Annotated in this window: 13 protein-coding genes; 5 read left to right on the plus strand and 8 right to left on the minus strand. The window is 72.5% G+C overall.

From position 1 onward, the window contains the following. Positions 1 to 565 precede the first annotated feature (565 nt). The 5 genes from OG226_RS07280 to OG226_RS07300 form a co-directional block, all read right to left on the minus strand. On the minus strand, positions 566 to 802 hold the full coding sequence (locus OG226_RS07280) for a hypothetical protein (RefSeq protein ID WP_329348329.1): 237 nt from the start codon (positions 800 to 802) through the stop codon (positions 566 to 568). A 584-nt stretch (positions 803 to 1,386) separates the two neighbouring features. Continuing rightward, on the minus strand, positions 1,387 to 2,076 hold the full coding sequence (locus OG226_RS07285) for a ThuA domain-containing protein (protein ID WP_329348330.1): 690 nt from the start codon (positions 2,074 to 2,076) through the stop codon (positions 1,387 to 1,389). Then, positions 2,049 to 3,476 carry an aldehyde dehydrogenase family protein gene (locus tag OG226_RS07290; RefSeq protein WP_329348331.1) on the minus strand — a complete coding sequence of 476 codons (1,428 nt, stop codon included), beginning with the start codon at positions 3,474 to 3,476 and terminating at the stop codon, positions 2,049 to 2,051. Before OG226_RS07290 ends, OG226_RS07285 begins: the two co-directional genes overlap by 28 nt. A 111-nt stretch (positions 3,477 to 3,587) precedes the next feature. Continuing rightward, positions 3,588 to 4,865, minus strand: a complete 1,278-nt coding sequence (locus OG226_RS07295; protein WP_329348332.1) for an ROK family protein — start codon at positions 4,863 to 4,865, stop codon at positions 3,588 to 3,590. Between the two features lie 139 nt (positions 4,866 to 5,004). Next, positions 5,005 to 5,970, minus strand: coding sequence for a pirin family protein (locus OG226_RS07300; protein ID WP_328675901.1), 966 nt, complete (start codon positions 5,968 to 5,970; stop codon positions 5,005 to 5,007). A gap of 158 nt (positions 5,971 to 6,128) precedes the next feature. Here OG226_RS07300 and OG226_RS07305 point away from each other — a divergent pair, with 158 nt between their 5' ends. Genes OG226_RS07305 through OG226_RS07315 form a run of 3 tightly spaced genes read left to right on the plus strand, consistent with a single transcriptional unit; the run spans position 6,129 to position 7,454 of the window. Further along, positions 6,129 to 6,617, plus strand: a complete 489-nt coding sequence (locus OG226_RS07305) for a MarR family winged helix-turn-helix transcriptional regulator (RefSeq protein ID WP_328675902.1) — start codon at positions 6,129 to 6,131, stop codon at positions 6,615 to 6,617. Next, positions 6,614 to 7,057 (plus strand): MarR family winged helix-turn-helix transcriptional regulator, encoded by a 444-nt coding sequence (locus OG226_RS07310; RefSeq protein ID WP_329348333.1) that lies wholly within the window; start codon positions 6,614 to 6,616, stop codon positions 7,055 to 7,057. The genes OG226_RS07305 and OG226_RS07310 overlap by 4 nt, the downstream gene beginning before the upstream one ends. Positions 7,058 to 7,106: 49 nt before the next feature. Continuing rightward, complete coding sequence (locus OG226_RS07315) at positions 7,107 to 7,454, plus strand: tetratricopeptide repeat protein (RefSeq protein ID WP_033278983.1); 348 nt, start codon at positions 7,107 to 7,109, stop codon at positions 7,452 to 7,454. Positions 7,455 to 7,520: 66 nt separating this feature from the next. Here the strand turns inward: OG226_RS07315 and OG226_RS07320 are convergent, their stop codons facing one another. Continuing rightward, complete coding sequence (locus OG226_RS07320) at positions 7,521 to 8,912, minus strand: PepSY-associated TM helix domain-containing protein (RefSeq protein ID WP_329348334.1); 1,392 nt, start codon at positions 8,910 to 8,912, stop codon at positions 7,521 to 7,523. 171 nt (positions 8,913 to 9,083) lie between these two features. On the opposite strand from OG226_RS07320, the gene OG226_RS07325 reads away from it, so the two are divergent. After that, the gene (locus OG226_RS07325) at positions 9,084 to 9,728 is read left to right on the plus strand and encodes a peptide deformylase (RefSeq protein WP_329348335.1); all 645 of its coding nucleotides are present in this window, start codon (positions 9,084 to 9,086) and stop codon (positions 9,726 to 9,728) included. Between the two features lie 36 nt (positions 9,729 to 9,764). Here OG226_RS07325 and OG226_RS07330 read toward each other — a convergent pair whose 3' ends face one another. Continuing rightward, entirely contained in the window at positions 9,765 to 11,195 is a 1,431-nt protein-coding gene (locus OG226_RS07330) for a dihydrolipoyl dehydrogenase family protein (protein ID WP_328675906.1), read from the minus strand. 122 nt (positions 11,196 to 11,317) lie between these two features. On the opposite strand from OG226_RS07330, the gene trxA reads away from it, so the two are divergent. Beyond that, positions 11,318 to 11,704: a thioredoxin gene (gene trxA, locus OG226_RS07335; RefSeq protein WP_328675907.1), complete on the plus strand. Its 387-nt coding sequence runs from the start codon at positions 11,318 to 11,320 to the stop codon at positions 11,702 to 11,704. 33 nt (positions 11,705 to 11,737) lie between these two features. Here trxA and OG226_RS07340 read toward each other — a convergent pair whose 3' ends face one another. After that, on the minus strand, positions 11,738 to 13,174 hold the full coding sequence (locus tag OG226_RS07340; RefSeq protein WP_329348336.1) for a benzaldehyde dehydrogenase: 1,437 nt from the start codon (positions 13,172 to 13,174) through the stop codon (positions 11,738 to 11,740). Positions 13,175 to 13,403: the final 229 nt, after the last annotated feature.

Raw genomic sequence — 13,403 nt, forward strand, 5'->3', positions numbered from 1 at the left:
ACCGATTTACGACGTGTCGATTTCTTTGTGGGAGGAAGTCCGCGGGGTGGTGGTGGAGGCAGGGGCCGGCTCGCACGGCAGGGTCGCCTGGCCTCTGCACCGTGCGTGGCGGGGCGCGGGGACGGGAGCCCCGGCGGGACCTCCTCCAGGGCGGCGGCGCCGGCCGCGTGCGCTCTGCGGAGCGAGCCCGTGCTGTGCGGGCGTCTGGGTTCGCGAGCTCGTCGCGTGGCGTGGCGCGTGGCGTGGCGCCGTCCGGCGGCAAGGTCGACAGGCGGGCATCCGCCATCCCACACGTCGCCTCGGCCGATGCACCGTGCGTGGCGGGGCGCGGGGACGGGAGCCCCGGCGGGACCTCCTCGAGGGCGGCGGCGCCGGCCGCGTGCGCTCTGCGGAGCGAGCCCGTGCTGTGCGGGCGTCTGGGTTCGCGAGCTCGTCGCGTGGCGTGGCGCGTGGCGTGGCGCCGTCCGGCGGCAAGGTCGACAGGCGCGCGTCCGCCATCCCACACGTCGCCTCGGCCGACGGAGCGTACGGAACGCGTATGAGGCGTACGGCGGGACCGGACCGCTTACGGCGGACAGCTTTGGGAGACCGGCCGGGCGCCGCCGCCTCGTCGGCGGTGACGAACGATCGGATCGTCGAGCAACGTCTCCGGGGCGAACGGCCGCGGTGGTTCCAGCAGCCGGCGCCCCATCCTCGACGCGTCGGCCGCGTCGGCCGCGTCGGCCAGGGCGGCCAGGGCGGCCAGGGCGGCCAGGGCGGCCGTAGGGCGATAGTTGCCGATGGCCGGACAACGGTGGAGCACCGGCGGATCAGCCCCGGATCGGCGCGGCGCCGTCGGGACTCGCGGGGCGCTGTCGGCACGTCCGTGGTGACCGGCGGGGTTATCGGCGGCGTGTACTCCGCGACCGGGATCTCGTCGGCCTGGGCCCCGAGCCGACCGTGCCGTGTCCTGCTCGAAGGCGGCCCCGTCCAGATGCTCGTGACCGGGCGCCCCCGCGCAGCACGGCACGCGGGCGCGGTGCCCGGGCCAGTGCGTCGTCGGCGCCCCCCTGGACAACCTCAGCCGGTCAGCGGGATGCCCGGTCCTGGCCAGCACGGCACGCGGGCGCGGCACCTGGGCGCAGCGCCCGGGCCGATACGTCGTCGGCGTCCCCCGTGGACAGCCTCAGCCGGTCAGCGGGATGCCCGGTCCTCGCGAGCGCGGCACGCGGGCGCGGCGCGGCGGAATACCGGACTCGGTTCCTCCAGCCTCAAGGCAGGTTGCCCCTCGGCGGCGGCCCCGGCTCGATCTCGCGGCGTGCCTCGTCGCAGGGGACGAGCGGCCGGTCCGGCAGGGGCCGCCCGTGATCGTCACCACACCCGGCCGCTCGTCCCCCGTCGGCTGGTTCACCGGGCCGCCCAGAGCAGTCCGCGTGTGGTGAGCGCCCTTACGGTGGGCTCGCGCAGGTCGTCCGGGTGGTGTCCCAGGGCGGAGAAGAAGACGCGACCCCGCCCCCACTGTCTGGTCCATACGACCGGCATGTCGACCGACCGCTCACCCTGCCCGGCGGCGCCCGGAACGACGGTGGTGGACGCGAGGACCGTGCTGAACGCGTCGGTCAGCATCCAGTACTGCTCGGTGACCACCGTCATGTCGGGCAGCCCGGCGACGACCGGGTGCTCCCGGTGTTCCGGCTCGATCCGGACCCGGTACTCCAGGAACTCCTCCGGATGGTGCAGGAACAGGCCGCCGACCATGCGCAGGTACGCGGGACTGTCGTAGAACGTCGCCACCACGCCGCCGTGCCAGCCGGCGAAGCCGGTGCCCGCGTCGACGGCCGCCACGAGCCCGGCGCTCTGTTCCGCGGTCAGCCGGCCCTCGGTCCAGCACTGCACGACGAGATCGGTCCGCGCCATCAGGTCCGCGTCCGCGTAGACGTCCAGGTCCTCCCGCACCGTGACCGCGAACCCGGCGTCGGCCAGCGCGGGCAGGAACAGGTCGGTGCACTCCCGTGGGGAGTGGCCCTCCCAGCCGCCGCGGACCACCAGCGCCGTTCGCGCCGCGGCCATCAACGGGTCGCGGGGTCGGCGGTCCACGACGGCAGGGTGAGCGGTGTGCGTTGGAGACCGATCCACTGCCGTTTCGTGAAGCCCGCCATCTGGTCGTCCGCGCCGTGCCGCGCGTGGGCGTCGTTGACGTGCACCTCGCCGGCGTCGAGCCGCTCGGCCACCGACAGGCCCCGTACGAGGTCGGCGGAGAACACCGAGTTCATCAGCATGGGGAGCCCGTTGGTCACGGTCACCGCCTCCTCCTGGTCGTCCACCACAGTGACCGGGAGGACCGGGCCGAAGATCTCCTCGGTGAAGGCGGGCATGTCGGGCGTCACCTTGGCCAGCACGGTGGGCCGGTAGAACAGTCCGTCGAACGTGCCGCCGGTGAGCACCTCCGCGCCCATCTCCACCGATGCCGTCACGAGGGCGTGCACCCGGTCGCGCTGGCGGGTGCTGATCAGGGGGCCCAGTTCCGCCGTACCGCTCATCGGGTCGCCGACGCGCAGGGCGGCGGCGCGGCGGGTGAGGGCGTCGAGGTACCGGTCCGCCACCGCGCGGGTGACGATGTGGCGGCTGGCGCTGATGCAGGTCTGTCCCTGGAACTCCAGGGAGGCGACCATCGCGCACGAGGCGGCGAGGTCGATGTCGGCGTCGTCGAGGACCACGAAGGCGTTGCTGCCCCCGAGTTCGAGCCGGACCGGCCGCAGCGTGGCGGCCGCGGAGGCCGCGATGGCGAGGCCGACCTCACGGGAGCCGGTGAAGTCCAGCAGGTTCAGGCCGGTGTGCTCGGCGAGCGCGTGCCCCGCGTCGGGGCCGTCGCCGGTCACCACGTTGAACACGCCCGGCGGCAGTCCGGCGTCCCGGGCCGCCTCGGCGAGTACCTGGCCGCCGATGATCGGGGTGAGCTCGGCGGGCTTGAGCACGACGGTGTTGCCGAAGGCCAGCGCCGGTGCCACCGCGCGCATGGCCAGGTTGACCGGGTAGTTCCAGGGTGTGATCACACCGATCACACCGAGCGGTACCGCCCGGGACATCGAGAGCTTGCCCGCCTTGTACGGCGGCAGCAGGTCGCCGGCGTTCTCGCTCGCCTGGATCATGGAGATCCGCAGCTGGCGGATGCCGGTGGACACCTCGTCCTCGGCCTTGGCCCGCACCCCGCCGGTCTCGCGCATGCTCTGCTCGACCAGCTCGGCATGGTGTGCCTGGAAGAACTCGGCCATCCGCCGCAGCCCCGCCGCGCGCTCGGGAGCGCCGAGCGCCGCCCAGCCCGGTTGGGCGGCGCGGGCCGCGGCCACCGCCCGCCCGACATCCACGGCCCCGCCGAGGGCGTACGTACCGATCACGGCACCCGTGGCCTTCTCCACGACGTCGGCGGTCCGCCCTGATGAGGCCGGGCGAAACGTTCCGTCGATGTAGAGCTGTGCCACGGGGAACTGAGACGTCATGAAGACTCCACGGAGGTCAGGGAGACTTTGGCTTTGACTTAAACTAAGAGGCGAACGTCATCGACGTCAACAGTCCCACCACACCACCGCACAGCAGATTTACGGGCGGGTCTACACCCAGGCCCCGGCGCCGGACCCCGACCCGGACCCCACAGCGGACCCGGACCCGGACTCGATCTCCGGACGTCGGCCGCCCGTGGACAGCAGGTGCGCCACCGGCAGGGTGGCCGCTCCCATCGCCACCGCCTCCTGGCCCAGCCGCCCGACCTCGATCCGGGTACGCCCCCGCAGATACGACAGGGCGTGCCGCTCGGCCGTCTCCCGCACGGTGGGCAGAACCACCCCGCCCATCACCGAGCCCGCCCATCCGGAGAGCACCACGAGGTCCGGGTGGAGCAGGTTGATCAGGTTGCCGATCCCGATGCCGATGTACTCCCCGATCTTCTCCAGGGTCTCCATCGCGACCGGATCGGTGGCCGCCCGCGCCGTCAGCTCCGCGAGCCGACCCTCGGTCCCGGAGGCGCGGAACGGCTGGCTGCCCAGGGTGGCCTGGTACCGGTGGAGGATGGCGTCGGCTCCGACGTACGCCTCCAGGCAGCCCCGCGAACCGCAGCGACAGGGCAGCCCTCCGGCGTAGATCACCGTATGGCCCCACTCGATGGTGGCCGGGGCCAGGCCCGTGGTGCCTCCCTCCGTGCCCGACCCGAGGGCCGCTCCCACCCCGACGCCGATGAGCGCGGTGACCACTCGGTCGGCGCCCTGTCCCACGCCGCGCCACATCTCCGCCTGGCCCAGGGTCCGCGCGCAGTTGTCCAGCATGAGCGGTGCGGCGACCCCGGGCGCGAGCATCTCGCCGAGTGCCACACCGGACCAGCCGAGTGTCGGCGCGTGCACCAGCATGCGCCCGGGAATCCGCGGGTCGGGCTGGACCGCGCCGGGCACACCGACGCCGACGCCGAGCAGGTCCGCGGGGTCGACGCCCGCGGCGCGGGTCACGTCGGAGATGCCCTGGAGGACCAGCGCGGCCACCGATTCGGCGTCGAGCCGGGTGTCGGCGATCGGGTAGACCTCGGAAGCGATCACCGACAGGGTCCAGTCGAACAGCCCGATCCGGACGTGCGTCTCACCGATGTCCACCCCGATCACGGAGCCGTAGTCCGGGCGGATCTCCAGCACCGAGCGCGGCCTGCCCCCGTCGGAGTCCTCCGAACCGCCCTCCGCGATCAGGCCCTCGGCGAGGAGTTGGGAGACGACGTTGCTCACCGTCGCGGAACTGAGGCCGGAGACACGGGTCAGCGTGTTGCGGCTGGTGGGTCCCTGCACGTACAGGGCGGAGAGGAGGATGGACCGGTTGTGCCGCCGCAAGTCGCTCGTCGTTCGCTTCACCACGGATTTCACAGAACGAAGTCTGCCAGCCCACAGCGCCTCGGATCCCGCCACGTCCGCCCGACCGCCGCCGCCCGAACCCCCAACCCCCTCCACACCGGTCACCGCGCTCACGAGCCCGTCCCGGCGTATCGGATCGGGGTCAGCGCACCCTCCCCCGCGGCTTCAACCCCACCGGAGGCAGTTCAGGAGCCGGCAGCGGCGCCCCGTCGTACCCCTTCACCTCGCCGAACCGAGACCCTGTCATCCAGTCCTCACGAGCCTGCTGGATCTCCTCCTGGGTGCGGCCGATCCAGTTCCAGAACATGATCAGTTCCTCGTCGAACGGCTCGCCCCCCAGCAGCATCAGGCCCGCGTCCGACGCGGCGCGCAGCGGGAGTTCGGTGCGGCCGCAGCCGAGGTAGAGCATGGAACCCGGGAGGACCGGGACGCCGTCGACGTGGGCCTCGCCGGACATGGCGAGGACGGCGTACTCGAAGTCCGGTTCCAGCGGCAGGCGTACGTCCGCGCCGGCCGCGAGAGCCAGGTCCGCGCCGACGATCGGGGTGTAGGTCGTGCCGGGCGAGGCCGCGCCGTCGACGTCGCCGAGGACGATGGTGGCGCGCAGGCCCGGCGCCGTGACGACCGGCAGTTCGGCGTGGTGCTCGAAGTGCGGCTCGACGTGGCGGTCGCTGTCGGGGAGGGCGACCCAGAGCTGCGCGCCGTGCAGGAAGCGGGCGTGCGTCTTGGGGCTCTGCTCGGCATGGCTGATCGCGCGGCCGGAGGTCATGAGGCCCAGTTCGCGCGGGCGGATCGTCGCGACGCTGCCGGTCGAGTCGCGGTGCAGCACCTCGCCCTCGTGCAGCCAGCTCACCGTCTGCAGGCCCATGTGGGGGTGCGGGGGCACCTGCATCCCGGCCTCGTCGGCGATGTCGTCAGGACCGTAGTGATCTACGAAGCACCACGCGCCGACCATACGGCGGCCCAGGTTGGGCAGCAGTCGGCGGACTTCGGTGGACTCGCCGAGCTGCACCCGGCGCGGGCTGAGGAGTTCACGGACGGGCTCCGCCACCACGAAACCGCGGCCGCCGCACAGGGCCGGAACCGCTTCGCGATCAAGATTGCTCATGGCGACAACCTAGTCCCGCCGAGGCCGTTCCGTCAGTCCGCGGGCTCCTCACCGGCCCGGCCCGTCAGCCCCTTCACGGGCCCCTCCCCCGCCTCTCCTGCCGCCCTCCCTCCGAAAAATAGTAGCCATGGACATAATAGCTATGTACCGTATCGGCCATGAGTACGGCATCCGAGGGCGCGACGCCCGGTTTCCTGGTCTGGCGACTGTCGATGAAGTGGCGCGTGGCGGTCGACCGCGCGGTGGCACCCCTGGGACTGACCCATGCGCAGTACTCCCTGGTGGCGTCGCTGTACGGCATGCGGCGCTCCGGGCTGCGCCCCAGCCAGCGTCACCTCGCCGACCACACCGGGCTCGAAGCCCTCTACGTCTCGAAGCTGGCCCGCGCCCTGGAATCCGCCGGCCTCGTCGAGCGCACCCGGGACCCCCGCGACCCCCGCGCGGTCCAGCTGGCCCTCACCGAACAGGGCCGCGAGGTGACCGGGCGGGCGATCAAGGTCGTCCAGGGACTTCTGGAGCAGTTGCTGGAGCCGCTCGGCGGTCTCGACAGCGCCCGGGCCCGGGAGTTCAGCCGGGACCTGACGACCCTGCTCGACACACCCCTTGCACCTGTCCCTGCGAGTGAGCACGAGAAGGAGCAGACATGACCACCACCACGACCCCCGCGGACGCCCGCGCGCTCGGCCTGGCCCACTACGCCGCCCGCGCCGTTCTGGAGCGCGTCCTCACCCGCCACGACCTCGACTTCCAGCAGCAGATCGTCCTGCGGCCGCTCGCCCTCGCCGCCGGGCCGGTCGACCGCGGACGGCTCACCGCGGACATCGTCGCGGCCCTGAAGACCGACGAGGACTCCGTGGACAACACCATCGACGAACTGATCGCGGCCGGACTCGTCGCGGCCGACGCGTCCGAGGTGCGGATCACGGACGCCGGCCGCGCTCTGTACGAACGGATCGTGCGGGAGACGAGCGCGGCGAGCGCCCGGATCTGGGGCGGCATCCCCGAGGAGGACCTCCTGACCGCCGGCCGCGTGCTGACCCTGGTCGCCGAGCGGGCGAACGCGGAGCTGGCCGACACCGGAAGGTAGTGGAATATTCAACCAACACCGGCCGTTGTGGCATGTCGAAGGAGGTCAAGTGGACATGACGTACTACGACCACGGAACACCGGCGGAGCGCTGGGAGCGCGCGCAGATGTTCTTCGACGCCAAGGACTACGCCGCGGCGGCGCGGGTGTTGGGCGGGCTGGTCGAGGAGGTGCCCGAGCAGACCGGGCCGCGCCTGCTGCTGGCGCGCTCCTACTACCACTCGGCCCAACTGCGGCGCGCCGAGGCCGAGTTGCGCGTCCTCGTGGAGCGTGACCCGGTGGAGCACTACGCGCGGCTGATGCTGGGGCGCACGCTGGAGCGCCAGGGGCGGCACGAGGAGGCCGGCTCGCACCTGCGGATCGCCTCGGCGCTCGCGGGTGACTTCGAGCAGGTCTGAGACGCGGCGGTCCAAGCACGGATGGGGCCCGGTTCCGGAGCGGAACCGGGCCCCTTCTGTGCCTCGCTACTTCGCGTACGTCCGCTGCCCTCGCCGGTGCGCGACCTCGCCCAGCACGACGTCCACGGCGATGAACGCGGCCAGCGGAATCCCCAGCAGCGGGACGAAATACCCGAGTACGGCGATCACCGCCAGGCACGGGACGAGGAGCGGCGGGGACATCTGGGCCCAGGCGCCGCGCGGTATCGGACGGCCGAAGGACGAACCCCGGCCGCGCTGCCACCACATGCGGTAGCCCCACACGATCAGCAGGATCAGCGAGCCCGCGAGCAGCATCAGGGCTATCTGGTTGACGAGACCGAAGAGGACGCCGGTGTGCAGGTCGATGCCCCAGCGGGTCAGTTTGGCGAGCAACGGGTAGTCCGCGAACCGGAGTTCGTCGGTGACCTTGCCGGTGGCGGGGTCGACGGCGACGGCGTCCTGTTTCTCGGGCCAGCTGCGTTGGACCTGCCGGACGACGTACGCGGACTTGGCGTCGGCGGGCGGGACGATCTCGACGGGGTTGCCGAGGCCTTCGGCGCGCGCGGCGGCGAGGATCTTGTCGAGTCCTACGCCGTGTTGGGCGTCGCCGGTCGCGGTGGAGCCGCCGTGGCCCGCGTGCTCGCCGCTCGCCGCGGCCGACACCGAGGGCGTGGACTGGCCCAGGGAGGTGCGGAGTTGGTCGATGTTGGCGCCCGCGTAGGTCGACCAGGTCAGTCCGGTCGCCGAGAGGAAGATGAAACCCACGGCGGTCCAGACACCCACCGTGCCGTGCAGGCCGAGGGTGCGGCGACGGCCGCTCGTGCCGCGCACCTTGCGCAGGGCCCGGCGTCGGGAGAACCACAGCACCAGGCCGCCGCCCGCGATGACCCACAGCCAGCTCGCGGCGAACTCGCTGTACAGGCGGCCGGTTTCGCCGAGTTGGAGATCGCGGTGGAGTTCGTCGATCCAGGTGCGCAGCGGGAGCGCGCCGGTCGAGCCGTACTGCTCGAGCGCGCCGCGGACCTTTCCGGTGTACGGGTCGACGAACACCGCGAGGGTGTGGTCGGCGGCTATGCCCTTGACGCCGGAGAGCATCACGCGGGTGGTGGCGCCCGCCTCCGGGGAGGGTCGTACCGCCGAGACCGTGCCTTCGGGGTGTGCCTTGCGGGCGGCGGTCACCTGCTGCGAGATGGGCAGTTCGCGGTCGCCGACCGGGACGGTCAACTCGTGGGCGTACACGATCCGTTCGGCCTGGAAGGCACCGGCGTACAGGAAGCCGGTGGCGGCGGCGACGAGCAGGAACGGGGCGACGAGCACTCCGGCGTAGAAGTGCAGACGCAGGACCAGGGGGCGCAGCGGGGCCCAGCGGCTGGGGGACGGTGCCGGGGTGGGCTCCTGCGGGGCCTCGGCCGTGGTGGTCGAGGGAGCGGTGGACATGGGCAGGTTTCTCCGGGGGCGAGGAGGAGGGGACGGGGGCGCGGAATCGAGCGGGTGATGTGTCGTGGCCGTAGTGGTCCAGTAGTCGGGGCGTGAAGGCCGCGAGTTCCCGTGGATGTGTATGGCGTGGGTCACACCAGATGGCGCCGGGGGTCATGGCATCCTGGCGCGATGGCACTTCCCAGTGATCGCGTACCCCTGGCCGAGCTGGTCGAGGAACTCCTCGCCGTCGACGGCCCGTTGCCCATCGTCTCGGCCGGTGACCCGGTGCTCAGGCGCGGAATCGAGCCGTTCGACGGGCAGTTGGAGCCCGCGCTGCTGGCCCGGTTCGTCGAGGCGTTGCGCGTGACCATGCACGAGGCACCGGGCGTGGGTGTCGCGGCGCCGCAGGTCGGGGTGGGGCTGCGGATCGCGGTGATCGAGGATCCGGCGCCGGTGCCGGACGAGGTGCGGGTGGCGCGCGGGCGGGTGCCGCAGCCGTTCCGGGTGCTGGTCAATCCGTCGTACGAGCCCGTGGGTGACGGCCGGGCCGCGTTCTTCGAGGGGTGCCTGAGCGTGCCGGGCTGGCAGGCCGTGGTCGCGCGGCACGCCTCGGTGCGGCTGACCGGGCAGGACGAGCACGGGCGGGCGGTGGACGAGGTGTTCACCGGGTGGCCCGCGCGGATCGTCCAGCACGAGACGGACCACCTCGACGGCCTGCTGTACCTGGACCGGGCCGAGCTGCGCTCGCTGTCGTCGAACGAGGCGATGGCGGAGCGCTGGGCGCAGCCGACACCGGATGCGGCGTCGGCTGCGCTCGGCTTCGAGCTGCCGTAGGGAATCGGCTCAACTACCCATGGGTGTCAGGTGTGTTCAGCCGCGGTACGCCTCCAGCAATCGCAGCCACACCTCGCTGATCGTCGGGTAGGACGGGACCGCGTGCCACAGGCGGTTGATCGGGACCTGGCCTGCTACCGCGATCGTCGCCGAGTGGATCAGTTCGCCCACGCCGGGGCCCACGAACGTCACGCCGCGCAGGATCTCGTCGTCGAGGTCGACGATCATGCGGGCGCGGCCTCGGTAGCCGTCGGCGTAGAGGCCGGCTCCGGCGACCGAGGAGAACTCGACGTCGACCGCGCGGACGTGGTGGCCGGCCTGTTCGGCCTCGGCGAGGGAGAGGCCGACGGACGCGGCCTCCGGGTCGGTGAAGACGACCTGGGGTACGGCGTCGTGGTCGGCGGTGGCCGAGTGGGCGCCCCACGGGTCGGTCTCAAGGAGCGGGACGCCTTCGGCGCGGGCGGCGATCGCGGCGCCCGCGATGCGTGCCTGGTACTTGCCCTGGTGGGTGAGGAGGGCGCGGTGGTTGACGTCGCCGACCGCGTACAGCCAGTCGCTGTCCGGGACGCGCAGGGTGTCGTCCACCGTCAGCCAGGAGCCCGGTTCCAGTCCGATCGTGTCGAGGCCGATGTCGTCGGTCTGCGGGGCGCGTCCGGTGGCGAAGAGGATCTCGTCGGCCTCGACGCGGTCACCGCTGTCGGTGACGGCGACGACGGTGCCGTTCTCACGCGTCACCGAGGTGACGGACGTGCCCGTGCGCAGGTCGACGCCGGCCTCGGTGAGCGCGTCGGCGACCAGTTCGCCGGCGAAGGGCTCCATGCGGGGCAGCAGGCCCTTGCCGCGGACGAGGAGGGTGACCCGGGAGCCGAGCGCCTGCCAGGCGGTGGCCATCTCCACGGCGACGACCCCGCCGCCGACCACGATCAGCCGGCCGGGCGCGGCCTTGGCGCTGGTGGCCTCGCGGCTGGTCCAGGGCTTGACGTCGGCGAGTGCGGGCAGGTCGGGGAGGAGGGCGCGGGTGCCGGTGCAGACCGCGACGGCGTGCCGGGCCGTGAGGACGTGCCGTACGCCGTCGGGGCCCGTCACCGTCACCTTGCGGGGGCCGTCGAGGCGGCCCTGGCCGCGGTAGAGGTCGGCGGCGATGCCGTCGAGCCACTGGACCTGGCCGTCGTCCTTCCAGCCCGAGGCCTCGTAGTCGCGGTGGGCGAGCACCGCGGCGGTGTCGAGGTGTCCTTGGACGAGGTGGCCCAGGCCGGGCACGCGGCGGGCGTCGGCGCGGGCGATGACCGGGCGCAGCAGGGCCTTGCTGGGCATGCACGCCCAGTACGAGCACTCGCCGCCGACCAGTTCGCTCTCCACGATCGCGGTGGAGAGACCGGCCGCACGGGTGCGGTCGGCGACGTTCTCCCCCACGGGCCCGGCCCCGAGCACCACGACGTCGTACGCGATGGATTCCGTTTCCGTCATGGGGCCAGTCTGCTGGGTGGTGTGCGCTGAGGCCACACGGGTAGGGGCGCGGAATACGGGACCGGACGGCCGCGTTGTCCGGGACGGCTTCGCCCCCACATCGAGGAAGAGGGAATCACGTCATGACCACCACCGTGGAGCTCACCAAGGAGAACTTCGACCAGACGGTCCAGGACAACGACTTCGTCCTGATCGACTTCTGGGCGTCCTGGTGCGGGCCGTGCCGTCAGTTCGCCCCGGTCTACGAGAAGGCGGCCGACGAGAACCCGGACCTCGTCTTCGGCAAGATCGACACCGAGGCCCAGCCCGAGCTGGCGCAGGCCTTCGGCATCCAGTCGATCCCCACGCTGATGATCGTCCGTGACCGCGTCGCCGTGTTCGCCCAGCCCGGCGCCCTGCCGGAGGCCGCCCTGACGGACGTCATCGGCCAGGCCCGCAAGCTCGACATGGACGAGGTCCGCAAGTCCGTCGCCGAGCAGCAGGAGCAGGCCGAGCAGAACGGCCGGTAAGCCTCTTCGTCAGTACTGGCCTCTTCGTCAGTACTAGAAGGGGTACGACGCCACGTCCCCGCGCACCGTCGTCCAGCGCACGTCGGTGAAGGCCTCCAGGTTGGCCTCGCCGCCGAAGCGGGCGCCGGTGCCGGAGGCGGCGACCCCGCCGAAGGGGGCCACGGCCTCGTCGTTCACGGTCTGGTCGTTGATGTGGACGATCCCGGTGGGGATGCGTTCCGCCAGGTCCAGGCCGCGGGCGCTGTCGCGCGTGACGATCCCGAGCGACAGGCCGTACGGTCCCGTCGCGGCCAGCGCCGCCGCCTCATCGGGGGTGGCGAAGGACCGTACCGGCGCGACCGGGCCGAAGACCTCCTCCGCGTAGGCGGGGGTGTCGTCGCCCACGTCGGCGAGGACCGTCGGCCGGTAGAAGAGGTCCTCGTGGGTGCCACCGGCCGCCAGCCTGGCGCCCGTTGCCGTGCTGGCCTCGACCAGGCCGTGGATCTTGGCCAGTTGAGCACCGTCGATGATCGGCCCGAGGTGCACCTGCGCGCGATGCGGGTCGCCCACGGCCAGCAGGTCGGCCTTGGCGGCGAGGCGTTCGACGTACTCCTCGTAGAGCGACTCGTGGACGAGATGGCGGCCGGTCGTCATGCAGATCTGGCCCTGGTGGAAGAACGAACCCCAGGCCGCCGTCGAGATCACCGCGTCCAGGTCCGCGTCCGCCAGCACGATCAGGGCCGAGTTCCCGCCCAACTCCAGGTGCGCGCGCTTGAGATGACGCCCCGCCGCCTCACCGACCGCGCGCCCGGCGGCGGTTGAGCCGGTGAAGGAGATCACGGGCACCTGCGGATCGGCGACCAGCGCGGCTCCCACGTCGGCGCCACCGGGCAGTACGTGGAACAGTTCCTCGGGCAGGCCCGCCTCCGCGAAGACCGCCGCGAGCGACAGTCCCCCGCAGACCGCCGTGCGCGGGTCCGGCTTGAGGACGACCCCGTTGCCGAGCGCGAGCGCCGGGGCGACCGAGCGGATGGAGAGGATCAGCGGGGCGTTGAACGGCGCGATCACGCCGACGACCCCGACCGGGATGCGGCGGGTGTACGACAGCCGGGGCGCCTCCGTGGGCAGGACCTGTCCGGCGGGGCGGGAGGCGAGCGCGGCGGCCTCGTAGCACTCCTGGGCGGCGACGTGCAGTTCGAAGTCCGCCTTGCCGGGGATCGACCCGGACTCCCGCACGAGCCACTCGCGCAACTCCTCGGCGTGCGCGGCGAACAGGTCACCGGCCCGGCGCAGCACACCGGCGCGGACGAAGTGCGGGACGCGCGCCCACTCGGCCTGCGCGGCAAGGGCCACCTGGACGGCCGGCCGTATGTCCTCGGCGGCGGCGAGCGTGACGGTGCCGAGCGTGTCGCCGGTGGCGGGCTCGGTGACCGGGTACTCGGGGCCCGAGAGGGCGCGGGGCTGCCAGGTCTTGGGGTCGAGCAGAGTCATGGCGGTTCTCCGATCCGTCACCGGCGGGACCCACCCGGGCAGCGCGAGTCCCGTGTCTTCGCGGCCCGTTGGGCGACCGCGCGACGGGATGCGGTGATCCGGCACAGACCTGCGAGCCGCGTCCGGTGTCCGCACGCATCCCCATCTGGTTGAGCACGCAACATCCTAGTCGCCTACGGCCGGATCGCCCCGGGCGCGGTCGCCGGGCGGATCGAGCGGAACGACTCGG

Origin of the sequence: Streptomyces sp. NBC_01261 (assembly GCF_036226385.1) — a bacterium.
In the GTDB taxonomy this organism is placed as follows: domain Bacteria; phylum Actinomycetota; class Actinomycetes; order Streptomycetales; family Streptomycetaceae; genus Streptomyces.

What these genes read in the sequence shown, in the direction of transcription:
- OG226_RS07290 (WP_329348331.1), bottom strand. Translation starts at nt 3,476, where the DNA reads ATGACGTCTCAGTTCCCCGTGGCACAGCTCTACATCGACGGAACGTTT.
- OG226_RS07300 (WP_328675901.1), bottom strand. Translation starts at nt 5,970, where the DNA reads ATGAGCAATCTTGATCGCGAAGCGGTTCCGGCCCTGTGCGGCGGCCGC.
- OG226_RS07305 (WP_328675902.1), top strand. Translation starts at nt 6,129, where the DNA reads ATGAGTACGGCATCCGAGGGCGCGACGCCCGGTTTCCTGGTCTGGCGA.
- OG226_RS07310 (WP_329348333.1), top strand. Translation starts at nt 6,614, where the DNA reads ATGACCACCACCACGACCCCCGCGGACGCCCGCGCGCTCGGCCTGGCC.
- OG226_RS07320 (WP_329348334.1), bottom strand. Translation starts at nt 8,912, where the DNA reads ATGTCCACCGCTCCCTCGACCACCACGGCCGAGGCCCCGCAGGAGCCC.
- OG226_RS07325 (WP_329348335.1), top strand. Translation starts at nt 9,084, where the DNA reads ATGGCACTTCCCAGTGATCGCGTACCCCTGGCCGAGCTGGTCGAGGAA.
- OG226_RS07330 (WP_328675906.1), bottom strand. Translation starts at nt 11,195, where the DNA reads ATGACGGAAACGGAATCCATCGCGTACGACGTCGTGGTGCTCGGGGCC.
- trxA (WP_328675907.1), top strand. Translation starts at nt 11,318, where the DNA reads ATGACCACCACCGTGGAGCTCACCAAGGAGAACTTCGACCAGACGGTC.
- OG226_RS07340 (WP_329348336.1), bottom strand. Translation starts at nt 13,174, where the DNA reads ATGACTCTGCTCGACCCCAAGACCTGGCAGCCCCGCGCCCTCTCGGGC.